The sequence below is a fragment of the Streptosporangium sp. NPDC006930 genome, from assembly GCF_040635605.1.
Classification (GTDB): domain Bacteria; phylum Actinomycetota; class Actinomycetes; order Streptosporangiales; family Streptosporangiaceae; genus Streptosporangium.
The window spans coordinates 82,557-109,301 of sequence record NZ_JBEYID010000017.1; the positions used below are offsets into that span (position 1 = coordinate 82,557).

31 protein-coding genes are annotated in these 26,745 nt (G+C 69.5%); 14 read left to right on the forward strand and 17 right to left on the reverse strand.

Going from position 1 to position 26,745, the window contains the following annotated elements; all coding sequences use genetic code 11:
- Window positions 1-20 precede the first annotated feature (20 nt).
- Together ABZ664_RS27155 and ABZ664_RS27160 are read left to right on the forward strand one after the other, a co-directional pair.
- On the forward strand, window positions 21-1,073 hold the full coding sequence (locus ABZ664_RS27155) for a histidine kinase (protein ID WP_362515687.1): 1,053 nt from the start codon (window positions 21-23) through the stop codon (window positions 1,071-1,073).
- Window positions 1,070-1,675 (forward strand): response regulator transcription factor, encoded by a 606-nt coding sequence (locus ABZ664_RS27160; protein ID WP_362515689.1) that lies wholly within the window; start codon window positions 1,070-1,072, stop codon window positions 1,673-1,675. Before ABZ664_RS27155 ends, ABZ664_RS27160 begins: the two co-directional genes overlap by 4 nt.
- A gap of 92 nt (window positions 1,676-1,767) precedes the next feature.
- Here the strand turns inward: ABZ664_RS27160 and ABZ664_RS27165 are convergent, their stop codons facing one another.
- Window positions 1,768-2,649, reverse strand: coding sequence for a GDSL-type esterase/lipase family protein (locus tag ABZ664_RS27165; protein ID WP_362515691.1), 882 nt, complete (start codon window positions 2,647-2,649; stop codon window positions 1,768-1,770).
- Window positions 2,650-2,828: 179 nt separating this feature from the next.
- Here ABZ664_RS27165 and ABZ664_RS27170 point away from each other — a divergent pair, with 179 nt between their 5' ends.
- The 3 genes from ABZ664_RS27170 to ABZ664_RS27180 all read left to right on the forward strand — a co-directional run bounded on the left by ABZ664_RS27170 (window position 2,829) and on the right by ABZ664_RS27180 (window position 5,642).
- The gene (locus tag ABZ664_RS27170; RefSeq protein ID WP_362515693.1) at window positions 2,829-4,058 is read left to right on the forward strand and encodes an isochorismate synthase; all 1,230 of its coding nucleotides are present in this window, start codon (window positions 2,829-2,831) and stop codon (window positions 4,056-4,058) included.
- A 323-nt stretch (window positions 4,059-4,381) separates the two neighbouring features.
- Window positions 4,382-4,936 (forward strand): GNAT family N-acetyltransferase, encoded by a 555-nt coding sequence (locus ABZ664_RS27175; RefSeq protein WP_362515695.1) that lies wholly within the window; start codon window positions 4,382-4,384, stop codon window positions 4,934-4,936.
- A 76-nt stretch (window positions 4,937-5,012) separates the two neighbouring features.
- On the forward strand, window positions 5,013-5,642 hold the full coding sequence (locus ABZ664_RS27180; protein WP_362515697.1) for a hypothetical protein: 630 nt from the start codon (window positions 5,013-5,015) through the stop codon (window positions 5,640-5,642).
- A gap of 11 nt (window positions 5,643-5,653) precedes the next feature.
- Here ABZ664_RS27180 and ABZ664_RS27185 read toward each other — a convergent pair whose 3' ends face one another.
- Window positions 5,654-6,028, reverse strand: a complete 375-nt coding sequence (locus ABZ664_RS27185) for a hypothetical protein (protein WP_362515699.1) — start codon at window positions 6,026-6,028, stop codon at window positions 5,654-5,656.
- Window positions 5,961-6,782 (reverse strand): radical SAM protein, encoded by an 822-nt coding sequence (locus tag ABZ664_RS27190; protein WP_362515701.1) that lies wholly within the window; start codon window positions 6,780-6,782, stop codon window positions 5,961-5,963. The genes ABZ664_RS27185 and ABZ664_RS27190 overlap by 68 nt, the downstream gene beginning before the upstream one ends.
- Before the next feature lie 179 nt (window positions 6,783-6,961).
- On the opposite strand from ABZ664_RS27190, the gene ABZ664_RS27195 reads away from it, so the two are divergent.
- A complete protein-coding gene (locus ABZ664_RS27195; RefSeq protein WP_362515703.1) occupies window positions 6,962-7,120 on the forward strand; it encodes a hypothetical protein in 159 nt (52 codons plus the stop codon).
- Between the two features lie 78 nt (window positions 7,121-7,198).
- On the opposite strand, the gene ABZ664_RS27200 is transcribed toward ABZ664_RS27195, so the two are convergent.
- The 4 genes from ABZ664_RS27200 to ABZ664_RS27215 are packed head-to-tail and all read right to left on the reverse strand — an operon-like array spanning window position 7,199 to window position 10,684.
- Window positions 7,199-8,023 (reverse strand): endonuclease/exonuclease/phosphatase family protein, encoded by an 825-nt coding sequence (locus ABZ664_RS27200; RefSeq protein ID WP_362515706.1) that lies wholly within the window; start codon window positions 8,021-8,023, stop codon window positions 7,199-7,201.
- Window positions 8,020-9,129, reverse strand: a complete 1,110-nt coding sequence (locus ABZ664_RS27205; protein ID WP_362515709.1) for an aldo/keto reductase — start codon at window positions 9,127-9,129, stop codon at window positions 8,020-8,022. The genes ABZ664_RS27200 and ABZ664_RS27205 overlap by 4 nt, the downstream gene beginning before the upstream one ends.
- Window positions 9,126-10,082 (reverse strand): GNAT family N-acetyltransferase, encoded by a 957-nt coding sequence (locus ABZ664_RS27210; RefSeq protein ID WP_362515712.1) that lies wholly within the window; start codon window positions 10,080-10,082, stop codon window positions 9,126-9,128. The genes ABZ664_RS27205 and ABZ664_RS27210 overlap by 4 nt, the downstream gene beginning before the upstream one ends.
- A complete protein-coding gene (locus tag ABZ664_RS27215; RefSeq protein WP_362515715.1) occupies window positions 10,079-10,684 on the reverse strand; it encodes a class I SAM-dependent methyltransferase in 606 nt (201 codons plus the stop codon). Before ABZ664_RS27215 ends, ABZ664_RS27210 begins: the two co-directional genes overlap by 4 nt.
- 149 nt (window positions 10,685-10,833) lie before the next feature.
- On the opposite strand from ABZ664_RS27215, the gene ABZ664_RS27220 reads away from it, so the two are divergent.
- Genes ABZ664_RS27220 through ABZ664_RS27235 form a run of 4 tightly spaced genes read left to right on the forward strand, consistent with a single transcriptional unit; the run spans window position 10,834 to window position 16,674 of the window.
- Window positions 10,834-12,402: a phage integrase N-terminal SAM-like domain-containing protein gene (locus ABZ664_RS27220; RefSeq protein ID WP_362515717.1), complete on the forward strand. Its 1,569-nt coding sequence runs from the start codon at window positions 10,834-10,836 to the stop codon at window positions 12,400-12,402.
- Entirely contained in the window at window positions 12,399-14,144 is a 1,746-nt protein-coding gene (locus tag ABZ664_RS27225) for a hypothetical protein (protein WP_362515719.1), read from the forward strand. Before ABZ664_RS27220 ends, ABZ664_RS27225 begins: the two co-directional genes overlap by 4 nt.
- Window positions 14,141-16,273: a hypothetical protein gene (locus tag ABZ664_RS27230; RefSeq protein ID WP_362515721.1), complete on the forward strand. Its 2,133-nt coding sequence runs from the start codon at window positions 14,141-14,143 to the stop codon at window positions 16,271-16,273. Before ABZ664_RS27225 ends, ABZ664_RS27230 begins: the two co-directional genes overlap by 4 nt.
- The gene (locus ABZ664_RS27235) at window positions 16,270-16,674 is read left to right on the forward strand and encodes a hypothetical protein (RefSeq protein WP_362515723.1); all 405 of its coding nucleotides are present in this window, start codon (window positions 16,270-16,272) and stop codon (window positions 16,672-16,674) included. Before ABZ664_RS27230 ends, ABZ664_RS27235 begins: the two co-directional genes overlap by 4 nt.
- Window positions 16,675-16,689: 15 nt before the next feature.
- Here the strand turns inward: ABZ664_RS27235 and ABZ664_RS27240 are convergent, their stop codons facing one another.
- From ABZ664_RS27240 to ABZ664_RS27260, 5 genes are all read right to left on the reverse strand, one after another.
- A complete protein-coding gene (locus tag ABZ664_RS27240; RefSeq protein ID WP_362515725.1) occupies window positions 16,690-17,010 on the reverse strand; it encodes a hypothetical protein in 321 nt (106 codons plus the stop codon).
- Between the two features lie 399 nt (window positions 17,011-17,409).
- Complete coding sequence (locus ABZ664_RS27245) at window positions 17,410-17,547, reverse strand: hypothetical protein (protein ID WP_362515728.1); 138 nt, start codon at window positions 17,545-17,547, stop codon at window positions 17,410-17,412.
- On the reverse strand, window positions 17,544-18,335 hold the full coding sequence (locus ABZ664_RS27250; RefSeq protein WP_362515730.1) for a methyltransferase: 792 nt from the start codon (window positions 18,333-18,335) through the stop codon (window positions 17,544-17,546). Before ABZ664_RS27250 ends, ABZ664_RS27245 begins: the two co-directional genes overlap by 4 nt.
- Window positions 18,332-18,970 carry a hypothetical protein gene (locus ABZ664_RS27255; protein ID WP_362515732.1) on the reverse strand — a complete coding sequence of 213 codons (639 nt, stop codon included), beginning with the start codon at window positions 18,968-18,970 and terminating at the stop codon, window positions 18,332-18,334. Before ABZ664_RS27255 ends, ABZ664_RS27250 begins: the two co-directional genes overlap by 4 nt.
- The gene (locus ABZ664_RS27260) at window positions 18,967-19,311 is read right to left on the reverse strand and encodes a hypothetical protein (protein ID WP_362515735.1); all 345 of its coding nucleotides are present in this window, start codon (window positions 19,309-19,311) and stop codon (window positions 18,967-18,969) included. Before ABZ664_RS27260 ends, ABZ664_RS27255 begins: the two co-directional genes overlap by 4 nt.
- Window positions 19,312-19,370: 59 nt before the next feature.
- On the opposite strand from ABZ664_RS27260, the gene ABZ664_RS27265 reads away from it, so the two are divergent.
- Window positions 19,371-20,387 (forward strand): hypothetical protein, encoded by a 1,017-nt coding sequence (locus ABZ664_RS27265; RefSeq protein ID WP_362515737.1) that lies wholly within the window; start codon window positions 19,371-19,373, stop codon window positions 20,385-20,387.
- A gap of 117 nt (window positions 20,388-20,504) precedes the next feature.
- Here ABZ664_RS27265 and ABZ664_RS27270 read toward each other — a convergent pair whose 3' ends face one another.
- Entirely contained in the window at window positions 20,505-20,933 is a 429-nt protein-coding gene (locus ABZ664_RS27270; protein WP_362515739.1) for a hypothetical protein, read from the reverse strand.
- Between the two features lie 170 nt (window positions 20,934-21,103).
- Between ABZ664_RS27270 and ABZ664_RS27275 the strand changes: the two genes are divergently transcribed.
- On the forward strand, window positions 21,104-21,841 hold the full coding sequence (locus tag ABZ664_RS27275; protein WP_362515741.1) for a helix-turn-helix transcriptional regulator: 738 nt from the start codon (window positions 21,104-21,106) through the stop codon (window positions 21,839-21,841).
- On the forward strand, window positions 21,838-22,332 hold the full coding sequence (locus tag ABZ664_RS27280; protein WP_362515744.1) for an NUDIX domain-containing protein: 495 nt from the start codon (window positions 21,838-21,840) through the stop codon (window positions 22,330-22,332). The genes ABZ664_RS27275 and ABZ664_RS27280 overlap by 4 nt, the downstream gene beginning before the upstream one ends.
- Window positions 22,333-22,417: 85 nt before the next feature.
- On the opposite strand, the gene ABZ664_RS27285 is transcribed toward ABZ664_RS27280, so the two are convergent.
- From ABZ664_RS27285 to ABZ664_RS27295, 3 genes are all read right to left on the reverse strand, one after another.
- Entirely contained in the window at window positions 22,418-23,062 is a 645-nt protein-coding gene (locus ABZ664_RS27285; protein ID WP_362515747.1) for a response regulator transcription factor, read from the reverse strand.
- Entirely contained in the window at window positions 23,053-24,156 is a 1,104-nt protein-coding gene (locus tag ABZ664_RS27290) for a histidine kinase (protein WP_362515749.1), read from the reverse strand. The genes ABZ664_RS27285 and ABZ664_RS27290 overlap by 10 nt, the downstream gene beginning before the upstream one ends.
- 240 nt (window positions 24,157-24,396) lie before the next feature.
- Window positions 24,397-25,122 (reverse strand): MerR family transcriptional regulator, encoded by a 726-nt coding sequence (locus ABZ664_RS27295; protein WP_362515751.1) that lies wholly within the window; start codon window positions 25,120-25,122, stop codon window positions 24,397-24,399.
- Window positions 25,123-25,209: 87 nt separating this feature from the next.
- Here ABZ664_RS27295 and ABZ664_RS27300 point away from each other — a divergent pair, with 87 nt between their 5' ends.
- Window positions 25,210-25,686, forward strand: coding sequence for a DUF6194 family protein (locus ABZ664_RS27300; protein WP_362515754.1), 477 nt, complete (start codon window positions 25,210-25,212; stop codon window positions 25,684-25,686).
- A gap of 195 nt (window positions 25,687-25,881) precedes the next feature.
- On the opposite strand, the gene ABZ664_RS27305 is transcribed toward ABZ664_RS27300, so the two are convergent.
- Entirely contained in the window at window positions 25,882-26,517 is a 636-nt protein-coding gene (locus ABZ664_RS27305; protein ID WP_362515758.1) for a DedA family protein, read from the reverse strand.
- Window positions 26,518-26,745: the final 228 nt, after the last annotated feature.

Consider the following 26,745-nt stretch of genomic DNA (forward strand, 5'->3'; position numbering starts at 1 on the left):
CCCGGAAGGGGCAGGGGAGGGTGACGAGGCGGGAAGGGCCGGGAGAGTTCGCCTTCTACCCGTGGCTGCTGCTCGCCTACCCCCCGATCAGCGACCTCGCGGCGGGCCACGTGCGGCCGACGGCACCGGCCGCGCTGGGCGTCGCCGTCTTCGCCGTCCTGTACGTGCTGTGCGTCCGGCTGTCCTTCCACAATGGGCGGCGCGCGGCGACCGTGGCGCTGGCCGGGCTGCTCACGGTTGCCTTCCTGCTGCTGGCGGGCTTCGCGCACAACTGGTTCTACCTCGCACCGCTGATGACCATCGCCTGTGGGGTCGTGCTGCGCGGCCGATCCGTCTACGTCATCCTCACCGCGCTCACGCTCGCGCTGGTGGCGGTGATGTGGCGCGCGGGGGCGAGCTGGCAGAGCATCTCCCTGGCCAGCTGGGGGACGACCACCGGCGGTCTCGTGGTCAGCGTCGTCCTGAAGCTGTTCTCCGTGATCGCCGAACTCCAGGAGACCCGCGAGGAGCTGGCCCGGGTCGCGGTGGCCGAGGAGCGGCTGCGCTTCTCCCGCGACCTGCACGACCTGCTCGGGCACACCCTGTCGGTGATGGTGGTCAAGGCGGAGGCCGTACGACGGCTCGCCCCCCGCGACGCCGAGGCCGCGGCACGGCAGGCGGCCGACATCGAGGCCGTCGGCAGGGAGGCGCTCACCGAGGTGAGGGCCGCGGTCACCGGCTACCGGGGCCGAGGGCTCGACGCGGAGCTGGCCTCGGCGCGCACGGCCCTGGCCGACGCGGGTATCACCGCCACCGTCACCGTCACCGGGGAACGGCCCGCGCCGGAGGCCGACGCCCTGCTGGGCTGGGCCGTGCGGGAAGGGGTGACCAACGTGGTCCGCCACAGCGCCGCGGGCACCTGTGAGATCCTCCTGGAGGGGACGACGCTGGAGATCCGTGACGACGGCCGGGGACGCGGCGGGAGCCCGGCGGGCAACGGCCTGCGCGGCCTGACCGAGCGGGTCGTCGCACTCGGCGGGACGCTGGAGACCCATGACCGCGACGGCTTCCTGCTGAGGGTGACGCTTCCATGATCAAAGTGCTGCTCGCGGAGGACCAGGGCATGATGCGCAGCGCGCTCGCCCTGCTTCTCGACCTGGAGGACGACATCGAGGTGGTCGCCACGGTCACCAGGGGCGACGAGGTCGTGCCGGTCGCGCTCACCGCGCGACCCGACGTCGCCCTGCTGGACATCGAGATGCCGGGAGCGAGCGGCCTGGAGGCCGCGGCCGGGCTGCGGGACGGGTTGCCGGGCTGCAGGGTGCTGATCCTGACCACGTTCGGCAGGCCCGGCTACCTGCGGCGGGCGATGGAGGCGGGCGCCGCCGGGTTCATGGTCAAGGACGGTCCCGTCGAGGATCTCGCCGCGGCGATCCGCCGGGTCCTGGCCGGTGAGAAGGTGATCGACCCCGTACTGGCCGCCGCCGCGCTGAGCACCGGTGCCAGCCCGCTCACCGATCGCGAACGGGACGTGCTCGCCGCGGCGGCCGACGGCGCGGCGATCTCCGACATCTCACGGCGGCTGCACCTGTCGGAGAGCACCGTGCGCAACTACCTGTCCGCCGCGATCGGCAAGACCGGCACCCGTAACCGCATCGAGGCCGCCCGCACCGCCCGGCACAACGGCTGGCTCTAGGCCGCCCGCCTCTCCCCCGAAACGGACCGACCACGAGGGAGAACCGGCGCCGTGCGCAACGGAGGCGCGCACGGCGCCGGACAGGGCCGAGATCAAAGGACGGGGGCCGGGGCAGGGGCGGGGAGGGGCTCGGTGTCGTCCGCGGTGTCGTCCGCGGTGAGCCAGTCGCGCATCATCGCGTAGGTCTTCTCCGCGATCAGCTTCTGGCCCGCGGCGTTGGGGTGGAAGAAGTCCCACTTGCTCAGGTGGCCGACCGTGAAGCGCTGCCTGAAGACCTCGTTGCCGTCGAACCTGCAGGCGGGGCCGTACGCCGCGCAGACCCTGGCGAGCGCGGCGTTGTAGTCGGCCACCCTGGCGCGCACGCGGTCGCGGCGCGCCTGGTCGGCCGCCGAGGTCGAGGTGGGCCGCGCCAGCATGGTGGGGCAGATCCGGCCCACCGCCCAGAACCCGCGCGCCACCGGGTTCTTCCTGCCGATCTGCCACAGCCGCTTGAGGTCGGGGACGCTCGCCACGAACACCCGGCCGCCGGGCCGCCCGGCACGAAACAGCGCCAGGGCCTCGGCCACCCGCCTCTCGTAGACGGCCACGGGGGTCATCAGCCGTTCGGCGGACACGCAGGCGTCCTGGGCGCCGATCAGCACCGTCACGTAGTCGGCACGCCGGCTGACCGCCCGGGCCACCTGGCCGGCGAGGTCTGCGCTGGTGGAACCGGGGACGGCGAGGTTCACGTTGTTCCCGGCGACCATGTCCGCGGCCCGCAGCCTGGCGTACTGGCTCCGTACGCTCGGGTGGTCACCGGTGGACCAGGAGCGCGAGGCGCAGGTGAGATACCAGCCGCAGGCGTTGAACCCCGCGCTGATGGAGTCGCCGAGCGCGGCCATGACCACCGGCCGCCAGGGCTCCGCCGTCCGGGTGGCTCCGGCCGGGGGCACCCAGGCGGTCATGAGGGCGGCCAGCCCTGTGAGTGCTGTCACAGTCGTGCGAAGCATGACACCTCCGCTGAGAGATCGCGTCTGCTTCGGATGTATCACCGCAGGCCAGGACGGTAGAGTCTGTTGACCGAGTGCCTTGGTTTTCTTGACAGCGCGTGGCGGATGTGCTGGCGGGCATACTGCCGTCGAACACGTTCAGTTCCCCGCATAGAGTGGCGGAGGTGAGTGTAGCGCTCGGATCAACCCGTCCTCTCGTGGTGACGACCACCCCCATCGACGACCCCGGTGACCTGTTCACACGACTGCCCGAGGCCGCCCCCTACGCCTGGGTGAGACACGGAGAAGGTCTCGTCGCCTGGGGCGAGGCCGTCCGCCTGGCCGTGCCGCCCGGCCCGGGGCGTTTCGACTGGGCCCGCGACCGGCTGTCGGGCCTCTTCGGCGAGGCGCACGTCGACGACGACGTGACCTCGCCCGGCTCGGGTCCCGTCGCCTTCGGCTCCTTCACCTTCGATCCGGAGGCGCACGGCTCGGTTCTCGTCGTCCCCCAGACCATCCTCGCCCGCCGCGACGGCCGCGCCTGGCTGACCACCGTCGGCGAGCGGCGACTCGACGCGGTCACCCCGCTCCGCGCCCCTGGCAGGATCCGGTACGGCGACGGCAGCCTGACCGCGCCCGAGTGGGAGCACGCCGTGGCCAGGGCCGTCCGGCGTATCAGGTCGGGCCGGCTGGAGAAGACCGTGCTCGCCCGCGACCTGGCCGCCGTCGCGGAGCGTCCGATCGACGTCCGGCTGCTGCTCGCCCGCCTGTCCGGGCGCTACCCGGAGTGCTACACCTTCTCCTGCGCGGGGCTGGTCGGCGCCACGCCCGAACTGCTGGTCCGGCGCGCCGGGGAGACCGTCGAGTCCCTGGTGCTCGCCGGCACGATCCCGCGGGGCGCCGACGAGGCCGACGACGAGGCGCGCGGCACGGCCCTGTTCGCCTCGGAGAAGAACCGCTACGAGCACGCCTGCGCGGTCGCCTCGGTGCGCGAGGCACTCGACCCGCTCTGCGCCGAACTGAAGATCCCCGAGGAGCCCGAGCTCCTGGTGCTCTCCAACGTCCAGCACCTGGCCAGCCCGGTGAGGGGACGGCTGTCGGACGGGGCCTCGGTCCTTGACGTGGTGGCGGCCATGCACCCGACCGCCGCCGTCGGCGGCACCCCCACGGGGGCGGCCCTCGGCGTCATCCGCGAGCTCGAGGGCATGAACCGCGCCGGGTACGCGGGCCCGGTGGGCTGGATCGACGCGCGGGGCGACGGTGAGTGGGGCATCGCGCTGCGCTGCGCCCAGATCGAGGGCCCCACCGCCCGGCTGTTCGCCGGCTGCGGCATCATGGGCGACTCCGATCCCGCCTCCGAGCTCGCCGAGGCCGAGGCCAAGTTTCGGGTGATGCGATACGCCCTGGAGGGTTGACGCCGATCCGGTGTCCTCCTCCCGTCCTGGAGAGGCAGGCCGTTCCTCCTTGGTGTCTCCCGGCTTCGAGGGGGCCGCCCCCCCTTTCCCGCGTCCTCCCTCGGGAGAGCACGGGCGGTCACGGCGGGCGATGACCGCCCTTTTTCCGGGAGACATCAAGGGGACGTCCCGGCTATCCCCGCCCTGCCTCGCCGCTACCCGGCGAATAGGCGTACTCTCACAAGTGCAATACGTCGGACATTTCCAGCAAGAAACTGATATTTCTCCAGGTCGGCGTCCTCTCGTCGCCGTACGGCCGGTCAACTCGCCAGGGAGAGGAAAACATGGCCCTACTGACCACCGCCCGCCTCACGGTGCGTGACTGGAGTCCCGACGACGCCGCCGAGGCCCTCGCCATCTACGGCGTCCCGGAGGTCACCCGGTGGCTCTCCCCCGCGATGACGCAGCTCGAGGGCGAGCAGGCGATGCGGGCCACGCTGGAGTCGTGGGACCGTAACCGCAGCACCCTCACGCCCCCGCTGGGCCGGTGGGCGATCGTCCGCAACTCCGACCAGCGGGTCGTCGGCGGCCTCTCCCTGCGCTACCTGCCGCCCGACGAGGAGGACATCGAGATCGGCTGGCAGCTCTCCCCCGACGCCTGGGGAAAGGGCTACGCCACCGAGGCCGGCCGCGCCCTGGCCGCGTGGGCGTTCTCCATCGGCGCCCACGAGCTGGTCGCGGTCGTCCGGGTGAACAACGACCGCGGCGCGGCGACGGCCAAGCGCATCGGCATGCAGTGGGTCGGGGAGACGGACAAGTACTACGAGACGCGTCTCAACGTCTACCGGCTCTGGCCCAGCGACCTCTCCCCCGCCGACAAGGACCCGCTCCGCCCCTGAGGCTCCGATGCCAGGAGCCCTATGGGAAACGCGGGACTTCCGAGGCGCGCGATACCGCTGTTACTACGCTGGGTCGATGACCGAACAAACGATCTCTGCGGATGGAACGGCGACGAGCCTCGATCTTGAGGCCGTCCTGGCCTCGGGGTGGGCTGTTCCCGAGTCCTTCGACGCCGAGGAGTTCCGCCGAGCCGAGGCGTTCTGGCAGGCACGGCGCGCGGAGGATGAGCGACTCCTGCGGGTCCGCGCCACGGCGGCCCGCCTTGTCGAGTCCTGGACCGGGCACACGCCGCGTGACGTCGGCTCCTTCGGGATCCAGCTCAACCTGGAGACCAGTGATCTGGATCTGGGAATCGGCTACCCGGTCGCCGGCCGCGAGGAGCTGACAGCGGCGCTCGCCCCGCACGCGGCGTTCAAGGGCGAGCGTCTCACCCGGTTCACCACCACCCGACTGGTGTTCTCCTTCGAGGTCGACGGCGTCGAGATCGACCTGTCGGCGCTCACCGAGGAGGACTTCGTGGTCGCGTGCCGCATGCTCGACGAGATCGACACCGGCATGAGCCGACGGGAACGGATCGCCCACACCTGGGTCAAACACCTGCTGCGCGCTACCGGCCGGACGCGGGAGTACGCGGCCTGGAAGCTGGCCACATACTCCCGATACTGCCCCGAGTTCAACTGGGTGCCGATCTCTGAGCCTGCCTGACCTGCAGCGGCTCAGGTTCCACACGGATCAGCCGCGTTGATCAATGTCCAGCCTGTCGTGGCCGCCCACCGGCTGTGCTCGTGGACGAGCCGGTCGGCGGCCTGCGATGGCAACGCCGCGACGACTCCTGGCACGGTGGCGGCCATGCGGCTGCGCAGCACCTCGACCTGCTCGTCCAGCATCGCGTCCAGCCGGATGATGAGCTGCCTCAGCTGCACCGGGCCGGAATGCTCGTCGATGAGGTCGAGCATGCGGGTGAAGACGGCGTACGCGGCGTCCTTGATGACGACCCGGGCCGCACGAACCTCGCGGCGTGGCTCACCGTCCAGCACCTTCTCCAGGGACTTCAGCGTGTAGTCCAGCGCGAAGTTCCGGTCGACCCACACCGGTACTGCGCTCGGCGACGAACGACGGATTACGGACACCGTCGACGATCTCCTCAGCACTCAGGTGCGGCATCGGACGCAACAGCAGATCCGTCCGCCCCTGGAAGGCGTGCGTGGCGTGCAGCTCTTCCAGGCTCATCAGCTGATCGAATGTGATGTACGTGAAGCGCGTCGGCACGCCGAGCGCCGACAAGGTGCGGATCGCGACCGCGTTCTGCTCGCCGGTGGTTTCCTTGTTGAATCTCCGCAGGATGGAGGTGACGCCGGACTCCACCCCGAACAGCATGCGGCGCAGCCCGTCGCGGACGAGAGCCCGCCACATCTCGGCCCGCTCGATGTGCCACTCCCGGTCGTGGCCGGGGTGGACGACCTGGTCGATGCGGCACGACGTCTCCCACTTGAAACCCGCTTTGGTGATCTCGGCGGCGACGGCTAGTGCCCGCGGAACGGCGTCGTCGCCGCGTCCGATGGCCTCCTCGTCCACCAGGTACAGGGTGCGGGAGAGGTCGGGGTGGCGGTCGAACTCCTCCTTCAGCGCCTCCAGCATCCACGGCAGCTGCTCAGGGGCGCCGCCCGCCCACATCCCTTTATGGCCGCGCGGGCAGAACGAGCACTGGCTGGTACAGCCGCGGGTCGTCTCCAACTGCATCACCCCCTGGTGGGCGAAGGTGTCCTGCAGCAGGTCCAGCTCGGGGAAGAAGTCGTCGGCGTCGCGGTTGGGCACCGCCGCGGTGCGGCGCCGGCCGACGGCCATCGCGCCGCCGCGCGCCGCGCCGACGTAGCCGATGCCGTGAACCTGGTCGCGCTCGAGGTCGCCGTGCCAGTGCGCGATGACGTCGCGGATGGTCGGCTCGCCGGCCGGTGCTGACAGCGAGTAGGCGCCGCTCCAGCGTGCCGGTGAGCACGACGTTACGGCCGGGCAGGAGGCTGACGATGGTGTCGCGCAGCGCGTTGGGCTGGCTGCGGGGGATGTCGTGGATCGCCTGCTGCTGGGCGGGGGTCAGTGGGGTGAGCCTGAGCCGGCCGATGGCCTCCAGGAGCAGGCTGTGGCTGGCGCTGATGGTGGGGGGCATGCGAAGCCTCCGTACGTGAGATACGTGGATGAGGGCATGACGAACCCGCCCTGTGGCGCCTCAGGGGGCGCTCAGGGCTGCGCGGTGAAAAAAGGGGTTAGGGGGTGCCGGTGGGCAGGGTGATGGTCGCGGTCATCGCCGCGTGGTCGCTGAGCCCCGAGGTGCGGGGCTCGTGCACGTAGCGGCAGTCGATGACCGCGCCGACCGGGGAGCAGAACAGGTGATCGAATCGGTAGCCTTCGCCGCTGCGGCGCCCGTACCAGGAGTGATCGTCCAGGTCGGGGTGGTGGCGGCGGAATGCGTCGCCGTATCCGGCGGCGGCGAACGCGTCGTAGAAGGTGTACTCCCAGTTGCCGAACACCGCGTGATGCGGCTTGTGGCCCCGCTCGACGACGTTGAGGTCTCCAGCGATGACGATCGGGCCGGTCACCGCGAGGTCGTCGGCCAGGGCGGGCAGCAGTTCCGTCACCGCGTCTTGAAACAGGCGTTTGTCGAAGTTGCGGCGCTGCTGGGGACCGCGGGAGGGCACGTACAGGCCGACCACGCCGATGCTGGATCCGTCGTCGAGGTGGAGGCGGATGGCGGCGCACCGGTGCGGCAGATGGCCGGGACGAATCTGCGGGGCCGGTTCCTGTTTGCCGATGCGGGAGGCGACGACCGTCAGATAGTCCGCGCCGCCGTCGCCCAGATGCACGCTGAACCCGTGCTCGCCCAGCGCTTGAGTTATGGCGTGTGCTCCAGGCGTGACCTCCGTCAGCACGACGACGTCGGCGTCCTGGGCGGCGAGCCAGTCGGCTTGCCGCCGGGACCGGGCGGGGTTGGCGTGCTGCACGTTGAGCGTCAGGACGCGCACCTGGCCGGGGCGGGCATAGTGCTCTCCCGCCTGCAGGATGCTGAGCTGCTGGCGGTCGTCGCCGCTCATTGGCGTTCCCTCACCGTCTCGTCGGTGAAGACCTCCCCCTGGGCGTCGAGGCGGGCCTGCACCTGCCCCATGATCGTGCGGGCTTGGTCGATCACCTCGGGGTGCGGGGGCGCGCCCAGCGCAGACAGGTTCATCGCCACCTGCTCCGCAGTGGTGAATCCGACCAGCACAGCCGCCTGATCATAGCGATCCAGGCACGCCCACAGGGCGATATGGATCAGGTCCTCGCGGCGCCACCCGACCAGGCCGCGCAGCTCGTTCAGCCCCTCGGCGATGACCTCGACCGCCGCAGGGGTGAACCACCGCTTGCGCGAGCGGTGGTCGCCGGGACCGATCAGCGGCATGGCCGCAGGGTCGTAGGCGCCGGTCAGCAGGCCCTGCGCCAGTGGCTTGTTGATCAGCACGCCGACCTTGTGCTTCTCGGCGAACGCGAAGATGCCCTCGGAGCGGGCCGCCGGGGACAGCAGGTGGTCGCGGACCGCGAGCAGGTCCGGGCGCACCGTGTCGAACACCGCCTGAAACCGGGCGATCTTGTCGCCGCGTTGGTCGGCGGCGACGGTGAGGCGGTCGCGGGCGAACCGGTGCGGACCTCGCATGCCGACTGCGTGGATCAGCCCTTCGCGCTGGAAGGAACGCATCGCCTCCACCGCAGGCTCCAGCCACCGGTCACCTTCACCGAAGTCGGAGTGGTGCAGGAAGTAGGCGTCGAGGTGGCCGGTGCGCAGGTTGTTCAGGGTCTGCTCCAGCTGGTGGCGCATGTGCCAGGGGTCGAAGCCGTGCGGTGCGGTGCCGGCGAAGTAGCCGACCTTGGACACCAGCACGATTTCCTCGCGCGGCACCTGCGCGACCAGGTCGCCGAGCAGGCGTTCAGAGCGGCCGTGCCCGTAGACGTCGGCAGTGTCGAACAGGCGGGCGCCCATCTGCCACGCGGTTTCCAGGCCGGCGGCGGCCACCTCCGGTGAGGTGCTGGTGGACCAGCCCATCGGCAGGCCGAGGTTTTCGGCCGGTCCGCCGATGCCCCAGCAGCCGATGCCGACAGCGGGCACGGTGATGCCGCACCGGCCGAGGGTGCGCTTCGGCAGAGACACAGGGACCGATGTCGTCACAGGAATTCTCCTTCGGTGTGCGGCACCAGTGGCGCCTGGTAGTAGCGGATCTCCTCCACCGTGGCCAGACCGGCCGCGCGCAGATCGGCCAGCAGCTCAGTGTGGGTGGTGGGGACGATGGCGCGGGCCACTTCGGCGTCATGGCGGGCGCCTGCGGCGAGCGCCGCAGCGATCAGCGGCCCGGCCAGGGCCGCCCGGTCGGCGCCAGGGTGGATCAGCACGTCGGCCAGCAGCGCCTCCGCCGGTTCTGCGGGGGCGGAGTGGATGAGCGGATAGACCAGGGCCGCGGCCTGCAGACCGGAGCCGTCGCCGTCGACGACGAGCAGGCCATCGGCGACGAACCGCTCGTCGCTGCTCCACCGCGGGTAGGTGTCTTGTGCGACGGCGAACCCGTGACCGGGGTGAACCGTGTGGTAGAGGCGGCCCAGTGCTGCGGCGTCGCCAGGACCCGCCGGCCGCACCAGCGTGTGGTCTTCATCCAGCGTGGCGAGGTCGCCAGCGATGGGGGCTTTCAGCAGCGCCGCAGTGGAGTGTGGGCGCCACCCGGCGCGGGTGTAGAACGTGCAGCCGTGCTCGCGGGTCGCGGGGATCTCCGCGGTGAGCACGACCATCCCCTGGGGGAGGGAATCGGCGGCGTACTTCAGCAGTAGGGTGCCCAGCCCTTGCCGTTGCCATTCGGGGGCGACGGCGGGCCCCCACAGCCTGGCCGGTGCGCCTGGCGCGGCGGGGTGGCGCAGCGCCGCCGCCCCGGCCAGGCCGCCGGTGGCTGAGCGCGCCACGACCATGATCGTGGGGAAGGCGCCTCCCGGGGGGTGCAGCCGCGACCGCACCAGTGCAGCGGTCACCGGCCGCTGATCGGGCCGGCCTCGCATGGCGGCGTAGCCGAGGGTGGCGAGTTCCTCATCGAGGGCCGTTCCCGGCCGGTAGACGGAGATGCTGATCGGCAGTGTCACAGCCGACTCCTTGGGTGGGTGGCGGCCACGCCGACACATATGCTGCCTCGCCCGGCCCAGAACGCCGGGTGCAGGGCCAACGCGAGTGTCGGTGCAGCCGCATGGGTGGACAGGAGCACTTGGGCGAATTCGGTGTAGAAGGTGTCGCGCAGCTGGGTGGAGGTGGTGAACGGGGCGGGCCGCGATGAGCCGCGCAGTCGTTGCCGGGCCAGCCATAGCCGTTCGCCCGGCGGGCCGGGCCATCCGGCGGCGGTGGCCAGCGCCTGAACGGCGCGGCCGGGCAGGTCGTATTCCAGCCGTCCTGCGGGGCCGGCGATGCGGGTGGTGTACAGCAGCATGCCGTCGTCGGTCAGCAGGTTGGCCAAGCGGGCGAGCGCCGTGTCCCGGTCGTCCGGGGTGGGCAGCAGGGACAACAACCCATCCGTGATGATCATGTCGAAGGGGCCGGACACGTTGGCCAGTTCCGGCGCCTTCGCCCACATGGTCGTCACGTTCCGGCCGCACCGATCGGCCCAGGCGTTGACGAGCGTCAGCGGCGTCCGGCAGATGTCGGTCACCACGATCCGCGCGTCGGGGAGCAGTTCGGTGAGCAGGCGCGGCATGGTCTCATCGGAGGAGCCGCACACCAACGCTCGTTTCGGCCTCCGGCCGGTGAGGGCCTTGCGGTAGAAGTCCTCGTGCCAGCGGGGGTTGCCTTTCAGCCCTTCCCTATTGAATAGGCGTGTTGTTCCTGTTCAGTAGAGGAGCTGATGTGACGGACTGGCGGGTGTTCTGGGTGCCTCGAGACGCGGCGCGGGGTGGCGTTCGGCGGTCGGTTCTGGAGGGGTGGACCGACCTTGCGGTCAGGGAGCGGGAGGTGGGTGTCCGAGCGGGGGATCCGATCTTCTTGTCGCCGGACTACCGGGTGGATGCGGCCTTGTGTTCGTACGGCCGGTCGAAGGGCTTTCGGCGCTGCACGCGGGAGACCCGGCGCAACTATGCGACGGACATCTGCCTGTTACTGAACTTCCTCTGGGGTCGGGGCCGCGGGTGGACGGAGGCGACGGAAAGGGACCTGGAGGACTTCGAGCACTGGCGGCGGGTCGAGGAGTCCAACCCGAGGAGGATCGGCGGCTCCAAGTGGGATCGGGAGTTGGCAGCCTTCATGAGCCTCTATCGGTGGGCTGTGAAGAACCAGGTCGTAACGCGAAATCCAGTGGCGACGAAGCAGGTGTCGGGCCGCTACGGCGAGGTGCTGATGGTCGCTGAGGCCCGGGCGAAGGACGCGCGGCCGAGCAACGTGCACTGGCTGACGCCGCGGACCTGGCGGCGGTGGATCGACGTCGGTTTGCGGGGCCACACCAAGGAGGGGGTCCCGGAATCAGGCTGGGTGGGCCGCATGGAGGACCGCAACGTTGCCTTCGTGAGGCTGCTGGTGTCCTCGGGTCTGCGCCGCAGCGAGGGTGGGTCGTTGCTGACGTTCGAGGTTCCCCAGCGGCGGCTGGACGGCGGCCGGTACTACCGAGGCACGATCTCCGCGGCGGTGACGCGGTCGAAGAAGACCCGGACGTTCTATGCCGCCTCAGAGGCCATCGGGGACATCGAGGCTTACGTGGGTTCCTCGCGGGCGTGGGCGGTGCGGCGGGCTCAGCGACAAGGTCTGTATGAGCAGCTGCCCGAGATGCGCCTCGTCACCAAGGTCACCCGCGGTCTGAATCCGGCCGTTCGCTGGGTCGACCGGGACGGTGTCGCCGGCCAGGACCTGCTGAATAGGCTGCCCATCGCCGAGCGAGCGTTGCTGTTCACCGAGGGCCCACATGGGCCGGAGCCGTTGTGGTTGTGGCTGAACGAGCAGGGACTGCCGTTTCATCCACATTCGTGGAACGGGGTGTTTCGCACCGCTAACCAGCGCTGCGAGGCGGTGCTGACCCCGCCCACGCATCTGGGCATGGACCCGCACAAGGTTTACGCCCCTTACGCGACGGTGCACTCGGCCCGGCACAGCTTCGCCCTCTACATGCTGGTCGTGCTGGATACCTTGATGGATCAGCGCTACGGGCTGACACCCGAGGAGCGCAGGGACTTTCGGATGCTCTACGGCGATCCCTGGCTGATGGTGCAGAACCTGCTAGGTCATGCCGCCCGGGAGACGACGACCTCCAGGTATCTGGCTCCGGTCGCCGACCTGCAGCTGCGATCGATGCTCGCCACCGCCAGGGATGGTGAGGCAGGTCCGGCGCCGATGGCCGAGCTGGACGCGGTGTTCGCCCGGATCGCGGCGCAATCGGAAGGCATCCAAGACATCGACGACCGGTTTCAGCCCAAGGACGGCCAAGCGTGAACACGCGCGGGCGCAAGGCGTCCATTCCCCCGGCCGATCATGCCCGGCCGCCGGTGCTGTCCCCTGACGGCCTGGTCGTTCACCACTCCAACAGGAACAACCAGGTGGCGGACTACGACTTCTCCGTCCTTGCGGTCGCGGAGCCGCTACAGCGTTCGCTGAGCGCCTTGTTCGCCGCCCGATGCGTCCCGCACCGGTGGACCTCGCACAACACGTCCCGGAACTCCTGGGAGGATTTAGTGATCTTCGCGACGTTCTTGTCGCAGCAGGAACAGCCCCCCGGCGACCTGAGCGAGCTCACCGCCGCGATGCTGAAGCGGTGGCGCACCAGTCAGTCCGGCTCCGCCAGCGGCTACAACCGGGTCACCCGGATCGCCCGCCTGCTCCGAGGTGATCCGCGGCTTCAGGCCGGGCGAATCGCTGACGAGCTGGCGACCCGAGTGCGGCGGCCAAAGAGCACAAGCCAGTCCTACAGCGAGGCCGAGTTCGAGAAGATCAAGCTCGCTGCCCGGCGAACGTTCCGGACGGCCCTGCTGCGGATCGCAGACAACACCCGGCATCTGCAACGGTGGCGGCGGGGTGAGTGCGTCGAAGGCAGCCAGGATTGGGTACTCGGGGAGGGCCTGGACTTCCTGGCCCGCACCGGCCGGTTTCCTCACACGGTCGGCCCAAGCGGCCAGCCCACCATGGCGCGAAAGTATCGCAAGGTACTGGGCGCCTCGAGCGCCAAGGCAGGGCAGCGGCTGTTCTTGTCGTGCCATGAAGCGGTGGCGCTGGGGGTGCTGCTGATGGCCGAGTACGGCTGGAACCTCTCGGTGATCGACCGGGCTGAAGTGCCCCGGGCGGCACCGGATCCCGGCGAGGATGGGCACCCCACCTACCGGATCCCGCTGGAGAAGTATCGCCGCGGCGGCGGCCACTACTTCGAGACCCGGAACGTCACCGATGACGGCGCCGCCTCGGCCGGCCGCCTGATCACCGAAGCCCTGGAGGCCACCCGGTTCGCGCGCACTCTCGTGGAGGAACTCGCCCCCGGAACCGATCGCCTGATCATCTGGCATGCCGCACTGGGCGGCGATCAGCTTAAGGATCTGGACCGTCTTCCTCCGGTCGGCAGGTTCCACTTCGGCATCACCACCCAACGCGCGACGCATTGGGCGAAGTCGGTAGGCCTGACGGGTTCGCCGTTTCGCCGGGGACGCCGGACCGTCAACGCGCTGGATCGGCGACAGCCGGGCCAAAACAGCCAGGAGACCCACGAGCGCCACTACGCCTTGGTCGACAAACGGGTCCAGGCCGGGGCTGTCGAGGTGATCGCCACCGGCGCCGAAGACGCCGCCGACCGTGCGCGGGCGTCGGTCCTGGTCGCCGAACTACGCAACGAGCCCCAGGGCGGGGACGTGGAGACCGCGACCGCCGACTGCCACGACTACGACAACGGCCCCTACCCAGCGCCCGGCGGCGGTTGCGGCGCGTCTTTCCTGATGTGTCTGGGCTGCGAGAACGCCCGCGTTCACCCAGGTCACCACAGCCGGCTCACCCACCTGCACCACGCGCTGTCCAACTTGCGCTCGATCCTGGCACCCCAGGCATGGTCGCGGGACTGGGGCGAAGCCCATGAGCGCCTGGAAGACCTCAAGACCAAGCTCGGCGAGGGCATCTGGCGCCTGGCCCTGGCCCGCGTCACCGACGCCGACCGCGCGCTCATCGCCGACCTGCTGACAGGAGAGCTCGACACATGAGCATCGCCCCCGACCTCGACCCCTACCGGCTGCCGCTGCCCACCCCCGACACCCCGATCGTCTTACCACACCTCGTGACCGCTGAGGCTGAGCATGCCCACCTCAACGGCCGCTACGGCGCTGCGATCTGGCCGTTGGCCGCGCTGACGGAGAACCCCAGCTCGAGCAAGCACGCGATCCACTGGAACACCTGCCCCGCTGCGTTCCGAGACGAGCTACGGCTGGCCGCCTGGACCATGATCAACGGCGAGCTTCGGCCCGCCTTCCTTGCCGAACGCGGCACCGGCCTGCGAAGCCGCCTGGGCCTCGCCGCGCTGGCGGACACGATACGGCAGTGGATTCATCTGGCTATATGGCTGAACTCCCGGGGCATCGACAGCCTTGCCGCCTGCGGCACCAGCGTCCTGCATGACTACGGTCTGCACCTGAGCAGACAAGATCGCGGCCGAGGCAGTACCTGCAAAATCTTGTCAGCAGTGACACGTTTGTGGGCGTTCGACAATCTCAGCGCCCGCCCAGCCGGGATCGGACGGCCGCCCTGGGATGAATTCGGGGCCGATGACTACCTGCCTGCCGCGTCCTCTTCCAGCGGCGGGGAGAACACGACCGAACCACTGGCGGCCGAGACCATGGGGCCGCTGCTGGTCTGGGCGATGCGGATGGTCGACGACTTCGCCGACGACATCCTCGCCGCCTGGGCTGAGACACAGCGATTGAAGGCAGCCGCCCGCTCCAACCCCGCCACTCCCGCGGGGGAAGCGGCCCTGCACGCCTACCTCGACCCGCTGATCACCGGCATGGCTCCGCTGCCGACCACGACGAGCCTCGGACGCTTGACCCTGGCCCGCTCCTACGTGGGCGGCATGACCGGTGCCTCCAATTCACAGATCGGGAGATTCTCCCAGCGGAACGATCTGAAAGCCGCAGTGGCCCGCCGGCCGGGACCTTGCCCGTTGAACGTCCCAGTGACCGGCCAGATCAACGGAGCCCCGTGGCGGGAGGCACTCGACTTCAACGACGCCACTAACTTGATGCGGCATCTGGGGACAGCGGCTTTCGTGGTCTGTTCGTATTTGACCGGGATGCGCCCGGGAGAAGTGCTTGGCCTGCGGACCGGATGCTGCCCTGACCCCGAGCCCGACGAGCACGGAAGCATTGGACGGCACCTGATCCGCGGCAACGAATACAAGAATTCCACCGACGAACATGGCAACCATCGATCCGCCGGGACCGAACGCGACGTCCCCTGGGTCGCGATCACGCCGGTCGTCAACGCCATCCGGGTCCTGGAACGCATGGTTCCGAACGGCTGTCTGCTGTTCGACCACAACGCCCACGACCTGTATAACAACCGGCCTGGCACAGGCTCGCTCAAACATAGCGCGCTCGGAGAGCGCATCGAGGCGTTCATCGCCTGGGCGAACGCGGAGGCGGCAGCCCGCGGGCTCAGCGATCAACTCATCCCGCCCGATCCCCACGGCAGGGTCGGGCCCCAGCGGTTCCGCAGGTCGCTGGCCTGGCACATCGCCCGAAGGCCGAACGGCCTCGTCGCGCTCGCCATCCAGTACGGACATCTGAGGAGCAGTTTCGTCTCCGAGGGCTACGCGTCCCGCAGCCGCGGCGGCATCCACGACCTCATCGACATTGAGACCGTCCGGGCAGTCGCCGACACCGTCGCCGACCTGCGCGACGGCCTCCACTCCGGAGAGGGAATCTCCGGGCCCGCGGCCCGGCGCGTCATCAAAGCCGCCGCCCGCGCTACGAGCTTTGAAGGGACGACCATCACCGCACGCACCGCGCAGCGCCTGATCGCCAACGAAGACGTCATGATCTATGACAACCCACAGGCCTTCGTGCTCTGCCACTACAAACGGGCCCAAGCGCTCTGCCACCGCGACGACGTGAAAGACACCCCCAGCCTCGATCACTGCGTCCCCGGCTGCGGCAACATCGTCCGCACCGACCGCCACGCCACCGGTCTGCGCGACCGCGCTGACGTCCTGGACAAACGCGCCACGCACGCCCCCCAGCCAGTCGGCGACCGGCTGCGCGCACGCGCCGGCAGGCTCCGCGCCCTGGCCGGCGGCCATGACCTCACCCGGATCACCCTCCAGGAGCCCTCCGCATGAGCCCCGACCCCGACGAACGCGAGCGCATCCGCGCCGCGATGGACCGCATCCTGGATGGCACCCCCCTCAACTCCAACGGCGCCCTCACCATCGTCGCTCTCGCCCAGGAAGCCGACGTTCCTCGCAACGCTCTGACCCAGCGGCATCGCGACCTGAAGAACGAGTTCTACGAGCGCGTCAAAGCACGAGGGGCAACCCCTGACGTTGAAGTGCGCCTCCGCGAGACCATCACCAAACTGAAGAAGACGATCGCGAACAAGAACAAGGAACTCGCGCAGATCAGACAGGACGTCCCCGCCCTGGTCCGGGCCGTCCACCAACTCACCCGCGAGAACCAGGAACTGCGGGCGCAGTTGGAGTTGCCCGAACCGAACGTCGTCCCACTGCACCGCAGGGGTTAAGTGGGGAGCTCAAGGTCAAACGCGCGTCGCATCCTCGATCTCGCGCTGCTTTCGGAGCTGCTGCCGCTTCTCACGTTTCTGCTCACGCTCCACACATCTGGCCTGGCGCCGTTCGTTCCGTTCCTGGCGTCTCGCCCTGCGATGCTCGCGGCGGGCCGCCACCACCGCGCGCCGGTGCTCAAGGAGCTTGCACCAAAGCTCCTTTCGATCGCGGCTGCCGCCCGGCATGATCTCCTTGATCACCTTGGCCGCGACGGCGGCCAGGCGCCAAAGGACAAATGCGAAGGCAAGGCTCGCGATCAGCCAGAGTGGGGCGTCCGGCCCAAGGTCGATCACTGCATGCGCCCTTTCCTTTCGGTCTGAAAGGGCAAGGCGGACGATGCCTGGCTACGGCGCTCCTCAAAGACGGCACACCGATCAGCCCTACCCTCGGCAGAAATGAGGAAGGGCCTGGCTTACTGGCGAGTGGGCGGAGGCGCTGGAAGCGCAGCAAGCCTGGCAGGCACGGGCTCCGCGAGCGCGACAGCCCTCCTGGCGGACGCCGCGAGCAACATGCCCAGAAGCGCCTCAAAAAGCAGGAGAAGAGCGTGCGACGAGTGGATGGGCTGCATCAACGCTCGCCGCCCTGACGGCGGTGAACGGATTGCCCTGGCCTGAGTCCCACAGCTTCATCCTAGGCGCCTGAGGCGACAACTGCGGTGCTAACGAACAGCCAGCCCGAACCCACACCACAGTTCAACACGCAGACTTGACAGGGAACAGCCCGGCCTGCCGGAAGAGCCGCCACGTGGAGTGGTAGCCGAAGCAGCCCCGGGTGCAGTGCCCGCGGGCGGCCGTCCACACGTCGCCGAAGGTCAGCGGAGCCGCCGTCATGGAGTGTCCTGCGGGGTTGCCTGCGCGATGAAGTGCAGCAGGCGGGCGATGCGCCGGTAGGGGTCGCGGCGTCCAGCTTCCCATTCGGCGTCAAGGAGCGTGTCGAAGCTGTCGCCGACCGGGATGTCGCCCAGGTGGTCGGTGAAGGCCCGCACCCCGTACCAGGCCGCGGTGGAGGCTCCGGCGCTCGCCAGCATCGCGTCGATGTCGGCGGCGGTATGCGCCCGGCTGGTCACGCCGAGGTTGCCTGTCTCGGCGTGGGCGTTCATCACCGCCAGCGCGTCAGCCCATCGTCCTTCCAGGCCCGGTCGCATGGCCAGCGCGTCACGGTTCTTCGTCAGTAGCGACACCAGGCCGCCGGGCCGGGCCGCTGCCACCAGGTCGGCCACGAACGGCTCAGGGGTCTCGATGTACATCAGCACGCCGTGGCACAGCACCAGGTCGTAGCCGCCGCCGACCAGGTCCGCCGCTTCGTGGCCGCTGCCTTCCACCAGCCGGACGCGCTGCCGCACCTGAGCGGATTCGCCCTCCAGTCGTTGCCGGGCTTGGGCGAGCATCGCCGGGTCGGGGTCGAGCACCGTCACCTGGTGGCCGATGCGGGCGAGCTGGGCGGCCTGGTGGCCATCCTCGCCGCCGACGTCCAGGACCTGCTGCGAGCCGGTGGGCAGGTGGGTGCGCAGGGCGCGGGCGACCAGTGCGTGCCGTACCGCGCCGCGCAGCGTGGCCATGTGCCGCGCGTACCCGGCCGACAGGTCCTCGCCGGACGTCGAAAACCAGCTGTTGGTCAACGTGTCTCCTTGGGTGACAGTAGGGATGCGAACAACGACGGGTGCTCCAGCACCAGCCGGCTCGACAGGTAGCGGGTCTGCAGGAGCTGCCGCAGCGCACGAACCGCCGGGGTGTCGGGCAGGGTGCCGGCGCGGACGGCGCCGCGCAGGGCCAGCAGTTTCGGCAGCCACTCCTCGACCGTGGTGAGGCTGACCGGGTCACGGCCGAGCCAGGAACGAAACCGGTCGGCGGTCATGACTTCCCACACCACCGCGTCACGCCATGTCTCGTCGGGGCCTTCGACAGTGGTCAGGTGCGGCAACCTGCACAGCCCTGAGCGTGGCAGGGGCGGCGGCAGGGGACTGGTCACGCACGCCCCGTGCAGGCCGCGGCGACGCCGTACCTCGTGCAGGTGCTCGCCGAACGCCATGGCCAGGCCCGCCTGCGCCAAGGCGGCGCCGGCGGGGACGACCGTCACGGCGTCGAGCCAGGAGCGGCGGGCGACGGTCAGCGCCACCCGTACTGCATCAGCCGGGTCGGGGATGGCGTACCAGACGCGGCGCCGGTCCGTGCTGCTGGTGACCAGGCCCGGCTCGAACATCGCTCCTGCGTCAGCGGCGGTGAAGTAGCGCTCCCCCTGCTCGGTGGTCCTCATGTGAGCTTCGGACCGAACCGCGAGTAGTAGCGCTCCAGCAGGGCGCACGACTCCAGCACCCGGTCGGAGGCGGCGACGTTGTGCCCCGCGGTGAAGCCGTGGCCGGGGGTGGCGAGGGTGGCCGCCCCCACCAGAAGGCTGGCGAGGATCAGGCCGGAGTAGGCGTTCGGCAACGACTCGGCGTGGTGGAAGTTCACCGGGTATCCGTCACCGACGATCGTCGCGCAGGCTCCGGAAGTCAGGCGCATGCGGATGCCCAGCACGCCGACGTCGCTGATCTCTACGGCTTCCTCGGCGAGTTCGGCGATCGCGAACTCCCGGTCCCTGGAAGTCGTCGACACCAGGGCAGCTGGACCAGGCGTGGATACCTGAGACGGCGAAACAAATCATGGCGGGGTGCATGGGTGCGGACACCGACCGGCGAGGATTCCTCCTGCTGTCGGGGAAAGAAACCGCCGAACTGGCAGACGCCTGGGCCGCTGTACCCACAGAGAAGATCATTGACGCCAGTGGCGGCGGCACTGTGGATACCGAGGTGGCAACCTGGGTCGAGAATCGTATCCACCAGCTGTGGCACCTGGATGACCTCGTCGGCGGTGACTATTTCCTACACCTCGCCCAGGCCGATCTGCGGCTGATAGCCCGGCTGTTGCAGGGCGGCCGCTACCGTTCAGAGATCAAGCGGCGCCTCTATGGTGCGGCCGGGGAGCTGCTGCGCTTCGCCGGCTGGTGCGCGTTCGACGGCGACCGGCACGCCGCCGCGGCACGGTACTGGCACGCCGGGCTGCGTACCTCCGCCGCTGGGGGCGATACCCTGACCGGCGCCTACATTCTGTCGCTCATGGCTATGCAGCACACCTATGCCGGAGACGGTCGGGCAGCGATCAACCTGTTGCACACCGCCCGCGAACGCATCGGCCCCGGAGCGCCCCGCACGGTGCATGCCATGCTCGACGCGTGGCAGGTCCGCGCCCACGCAGTCGTAGGCGAGTCCCGCCAAGCCGTCGAGGTGCTGTTCCGCGCCGATGGCCACTGGGGCCACCGCGACCCGGACGAGGATCCGCCGTGGATTTACTGGATGCGTCAGCCTTCCCACACGATCGAGGTCGGCGCGGGCTTCGTACAGCTCGGTCGTCCGGATATCGCGGTGCGCCTCCTGGAGGAGGGCATGGCCTGTCGAGGCATCGACTACACCCGTGACACCGTGCTCGGCCTGACCGCCATCGCCGACGCACAGCTCGGCCAGGACGACCTCGACGGCGCCCTCGACACGGCGCGGCGCGCCGTCGAACTCGTCACCGACGTCGATTCCAACCGTGTCGCCGACCAGCTCAACGCCTTCGCCCTGCGACTTCCTGCCGGAGAGGCCCATGCCGAGGAGTTCCGCACCTGCCTGGATGCGTTGTCGCGCAACTGAGGAGTTACCGCATCCAACCTACGGACCACCGTCCGAGGACGGACACAACGCTGCACCTCGTGGTCGCCGTACCTTCTCTTCACTGCACCCCAGGCCTGTTCCCGGTCGCACAGGTACTCAGATGGTGGTGGCCTCGCCATCAAGGCTCAGGACGTAAGCGATCCGGTCGGCTGCCGCGTCGATGTCGGTCGCGGCGGCGAGACGCTCCATTTCGTCGGACCTGCCTGAGGTGGCAAGACGATCGCCCTGCCACCACCAGTACCAGGCCAAGCGAACCGGCCCACCTTCGGACTGTGACGCCTGGCGATCCTTCACCAGAACGACCAGCTGAGACAGCCCGGCGAAAAACGTTCGGGCCAACGCCTGATCCTCGGGTCCGGCGGCTTCGCTGTAATCGGGTGGCCGGGAGAAAAGCAGAATCGCGGTGGCGACCTGCTTAACGGTCAGCCCGCGTTTCAGAGCAGCTTCAACAAGCTGTTTGACCAGCGCTGCAGGAGTGGGGGGATCCTGTGGGACATCGGCATCTTGCGACTGTGGAGATGTCATGTGTCGGCTTCCGTGGATGATGGTTCGGTTGTGCAGGGGAAGGCCATTCCTCACTGTTCCTTCAGGGTGACGGTGGGTGACCGGACAGCGCATCGACACTGCAAGACATCTACCGACAACTACTTCCCAGGAACACGTCAGAAGTTGTCGAAAGATGGCATCACGGCAATGTGGTCAACGAACGCCTTCGCCGAGCGCTTCACCGCGCGGGACACGACATCGCGAGCCTCGCCGAGGCCGCTGAAGTATCAACCAAAACCGTCGAACGCTGGCTGAGCGGCGAGTCTGTGCCGTACCCGAAGACGCGTTACCGCGTGGCCGCGATCCTTCGAGAAGAGGAAAGTTATCTCTGGCCCGACGCGGTCAACGGTGCCTCGTTGGCCGGCGCCGAGCTCGTGGTCACTTATCCCCGGCGCAGCGATGTCCCCCGCCATCTGTGGACCGAACTACTGCGCGGCGCCGATCGCACGATCGACCTGCTCGCGTACGCGGGCCTGTTCCTCACCGAGGAACACCCCGACTGGATGCCCACCCTCATCGCCAAGGCGAACGCGGGTGCCCGCGTAAGGCTGCTCTTGGGAGATTCCAGGGGCAAACAACTCGGTTACCGCGACGCCGAGCACCGTATCGGAGGCGGCGTCGCCGGGCGGGTCGCGGCGGTGATGGCCCACTACACGCAGAACATGCCTCCTTCGGTGGAGATCCGCCTGCACGACACCCCGCTGTACAACTCGATCTACAGATTCGACGACGAGATGCTGATCAACGTGCACGTCTACGGGATTCTGGCGGCATACACTCCGACGCTGCACATTCGCCGTATCGACGGCGCCTACTACAACACATATTTGGAGTCCTACGAGCGAGTATGGGCGGGTGCGCGGCCCGTTGAGGAGAGTGACCTGTGAGCAAGCGCAGCCGCAGGATCGACCACTGGCAGGACCCTGACGCTCCCAAGCCGACCAGCCGCAAGCCGTCCGCGAGCGTGTTCGTCCGAAACGACGAAGGCGCCGTGCTGTTGCTGAAGCGCACCGACAACGAGCTGTGGACCATCCCCACGGGCGGCCTCAAGAAAGGTGAGACCGTCGCGCAGTGCGCCATCCGCGAGTGCGAGGAGGAGACCGGTCTGAAAGTCGAGATCACCGGCCTCGTCGGCGTCTTCTCCTCTCCGGACCATGTGATCGTCTACATGTATGGGGACAGGGCCGACGAGGTGCGGCAACCGGTCAATGTCTGCCTGCGGGCCTGCGTGGTCGGAGGCACGATGGAGCCAGACCCCCGCGAGGCGCAGGAGGTGCGCTGGGTGGCCCCCGCCGACCTGGGTGACCATCCCGTCCACCCTGCCCTGCGGCGCCGCATCGAGATCGGACTGAGCGGCCAAGCGCCGTTCGTGGAATAGGTCGGCGCATCTTCCGCTTTCCGGTCGGCTTCGGCGGCCTCGCCTTCGCTCGGGGACACGCTCAGGCCCCATACGTTCGCGCCGGTCAGGAGCCCAGGTAGCGCAGTACGGCCAGGACGCGACGGCTGTAGCCGGTGACGTGCAGCAGGCCGAGCTTGTCGAAGATGGCGTTGACGTGCTTCTCGACGGCGCTCTGGGAGACGTGCAGCCGTTCGGCGGTGGAGGCGTTGGTCAGCCCCTGGGCCATGTGGTCGAGCACCTCGCGCTCGCGGGAGGTGAGGCGGCCCAGCGGGTCGGCGTGGGTGGTCCTGGCCAGCAACTGGCGTACCACCTCGGGATCGAAGGCCGCTCCTCCCGCGCCGACGCGGTCGAGCGCGTCGAGGAAGTCGGCGACCTGGGCCACCCGGTCCTTGAGCAGGTAGCCCACCCCGTCCACGTCGCCGGTCATCAACTCGGTGGCGTAGCGCTTCTCGACGTACTGCGACAACACCAGCACGCGCGTCCCCGGATGACGGCGCCGGATCTCCAGCACCGCCCGCAGTCCCTCGTCGGTGTGGGTCGGCGGCATCCGCACGTCGGCGACGACGATGTCGGGCCGGTGTTCGGCGACCGCGACGACGAGCGCCTCACCGTCACCGACCGCGGCCGGGACCTCGTGGCCCTCCTCCAGCAGCAGCCGGACCAGCCCTTCGCGCAGCAGGGTCGAGTCCTCGGCCAGGATCACCCGCACGGGATCTCCGCGATGATCGTGGTGGGTCCGCCGGGCGGGCTGTCGACGCGGAAGCGGCCGTCCAGCGCGGCCACCCGCCGGGCCAGGCCCGACAGGCCCCCGCCCTCGGGGTTCGCCCCGCCCACGCCATCGTCCTGTACGCGCATGATGAGCATTGTGTCGCGTTCACGGACCTCGACGGTGATCGCGGTGGCGCGGGCGTGCTTGGCCGCGTTGGTCACCGCCTCGCTGACCACGAAGTACGACGCCGTCTCCACCGCCGTCGGCAATCGCGCGGGCGGCTCGCAGACGACCTTGACCGGGACACCGGAGCGTTCGGCCACCCCGGCCAGCGCGTTGGCGAGCCCGAAGGAGTCCAGCCCTGAGGGATAGACGCGCCAGGCCACCTCGCGCAGCTCGGCCAGCGCCTGCTGCGCCTCCTCGTGTGCCTGCGCGAGCAGTTCCGGCCGCCCTCTGCGTGCCCGCCCGACCAGCATGGACAGCGCCACCAGCCGCTGCTGCAGTCCGTCGTGCAGGTCCCGTTCGATTCTGCGCCGCTCGGAGTCGACGGCCGCCAGCACGCCCGCCCGGCTCTCGGCCAGCTCGGTGATGCGGCGCCGCAGCGTCTCGGTGGGATCGGGTCCGAGCATGCGTACGGCCAGCCGCCGCTCCAGCGTGTGCACGCCCACCAGGCCCGACAGCTCCAGGAACAGCAGGACGACTCCCGCGAGGACGAAGTAGGCGAGCAGTGGCGCGCTCGGTGTCATGCCGTCGACCGGCAGGCCCCTTCCCCAGGACCAGGTGATGACGAGGGCCGCCCCGACGCAGTAGGCGAGCGGGACGAGCACCAGACCGCCGAGTACGCCCACCGGCACTCTCGCCCCCAGGTAGCGCAGTTCCCGCCCGTCCGGGCGGTCCGCGTCGAGTCCGAGGGCGGCGGGATCGAGGCGCAGGCGGCGGGCTTCGAGCGCGGCCAGCCACCGGGCCGCCCTCCGCACGGCCGGATGACCGGCGAACGGCAGGGTGAGCAGCAGGAAGGCGACGCCGAGCAGGGCGGTGACCGTCCCGAGAACGACCGCGCACAGCAGCCGCAGCCCTTCATAGGCGGGACGCATGCCGGTCCCCTCGCCGCTCGATCGGCCCGGCACCCGCGAAGGCCGGGGCAGCCGGAAGCACCACGAACGTCGGGGTGAGCGGGAGCACCGGCCCCGCGCCCGGCGCTCCGAGGTTTTCCGTAGGTTCGACCCGCCGATCTGACATGCCCCAGAGGTTACAAACGATCAGGACATGACCGGAATGAGGTACGTGGCCGTTTGCCGGCTGCGGAAAACCACACCCCCGCCGGAAGCCGGGACTCAACCTCGTACGTCCACGGCGGTCTCCCGGGAGGCGCCCGCCGGCGGGATCAGCGTGCTGAGCACGGCGGCGGCGTCGAGGAGGGCTCTGGAGCGGGCGTCGACGCTCGCGTCCCTGGCGGCCAGCGTGGTCATCACCTCGTCCCAGCGGCGGGTGCGCCGCAGCTCCGGCATCAGGGCCCGGAGCGGGGCGACGCGGTGGCCGGCCAGGCGTAGCTGATGGACGATCCGCGCGTCCCGGACATCGTCCGGGAAGTATCGCCGCGGTCCTCCCGGGGAGGCCCGGCGGGGTACGACGAGGCCCTCCGCGTCCCAGTGCCGCAACGTCGAGGGGCGCACGCCGAGCGCGGTGGCGAGCTCGGAGACGCTCATGACGTCCGAGGGGCGTACGTCGCAGATCGTCTCTCCGGAGATCGTCGCGGCGGCCTCCCTCGCCAGCCTGAGCTCCCGTCGTTCCGTGTCGAGCCTGGCGTGCGCCGCGTCGAGCAGGGCGAGCACCTCCGAGGCGGGACGCGCGTGCGCCGCGCGCATGATCCTCCTGGCCTCGACGGGCCCCGTGGCCTCGGCGAGGGCCCGATAGGCGAGCGCGGAACGCAGATGGACCTCGTCGTAGATCCGGTATCCCGTGCCGGTGCGCGTCGCAGGAGGCAGAACGCCGTCGCGTTCGAGATTGCGCACCTGCTGGACGGAGCACCCGGCCTGTCGCGCGACATCGACCGTCCGCATATTTGCTGATTTGCGACTTATCACCCCTCAACCTCGGGGTGTTGGGGGAAAAGTCTCCACAACCACATGAATGAAACGCTACAACGCATGAGTATCGACGAGATCACCGAGTTCCTCACCGGCCTCGACGGGGTTCTCACCCTCAGGCCCGCGCCCGGCGACGGTTCACCCGAGATCAGCTGGGGTGACACGTTCTTCTACTACGCGCCCGACGGCGAGGTCCCGAAGGCGACCCAGCCCTTCGCGACGATCGTGACGAAGGACTATCCGGACGATGAGCTGTCGCGCCTGAACCGTCCCGGCGTCTTCCGCCTGAACCTCTTCGCGGGAAAGGACGCCTTCGTCGGCTGGACGGGCCGTCAGCCGCGCGACGCGGCCACGGACGAGGCCGACCCCAGCGTGATCGACTCCGTGATGGCGCACCCCGTCTACGGCCCGCTGGGCTGGCTGGCCGTGGTGAACCCGGGGCCGCGGACCGAGGCGGCGGTCCTGGAGTTGCTGCGCACGGCTCACGGCCTGGCCCGCTCGCGCCACCGGCGACGCGCCGGATCGGCATCGCCCTGATCAATGATCCCCGCCGCACCGTTTCCGGTCCCTTGACGGCGCTCTCCCTCGTCGGCGCCCCCGGTCCTCCGGAACGCGTGGAAAAGGTGTCGCGAGCGGGAAAGGGCCCGCCGGGAGAGGCGGGGAGCGCCCGGGGTGACAGATCCCGGGCGCTCCCCGCCCGCGCCGGGCAGGCCCTGATCGGAGTGTTCGCGACTACGCGTGGTGCCTGCCCTTGCGCCGGTCGGACAGCTTGACCACGATAAAAACGATCATGGCGAGGATCACGATGCCCAGCACCGACTTCGACACCACCCCCATGTACTGCTCGACCAGCTCCCACTGCTCACCGAGCAGGAACCCCGCCATCACGAAGACCGTGTTCCAGATGAGACTGCCCAGGGTGGTGAGGAGCGTGAAGATCATGATCGGCATGCGCTCGATCCCCGCCGGAATCGAGATCAGGCTACGGAAGATGGGGATCATCCGGCCGAAGAAGACGGTCTTCCTCCCGTGCCTGGCGAACCACGCCTCGGTCTTCTCGATGTCGGAGACACTGACCAGCGGCAGCTTGGAGGCGATGAACACCACGCGCTCCCTGCCCAGCAGGGCTCCGACCCCGTACAGCGCGAGCGCGCCGACCACCGATCCCAGGGTCGTCCAGAGCACGGCGTCGAACAGCCCCATGTTCCCCTTGCTCGCGGTGAACCCGGCCAGCGGCAGGATCACCTCGCTGGGCAGGGGCGGGAACAGGTTCTCAAGTGCGATCGCCAGCCCCGCCCCGGGCGCACCCAGGGTTTCCATAAGGTTGACCGCCCATCCGGCGACTCCGTCGAGATTCGGTGAACTCATAGGGACAAGGCTACGGAGGGCTGCGTACGGTCTGGATGAGGAACGCCGCCTTCCTCGCCTGGCGTGCACCACGGAGCTCGGCTGCGGAAAACCTCAGCCGAGTTCCGCACGGCCGTGACGCCCGGATGTCGTTCGCGGTTTTCCCACGTCAGAGGGGAATCGAGCGGTCAGGACGGGAGTGGCGGTGGCGCGGAAGGATCCCGTGCCGCTTCCGAGGACGGGCGGTCA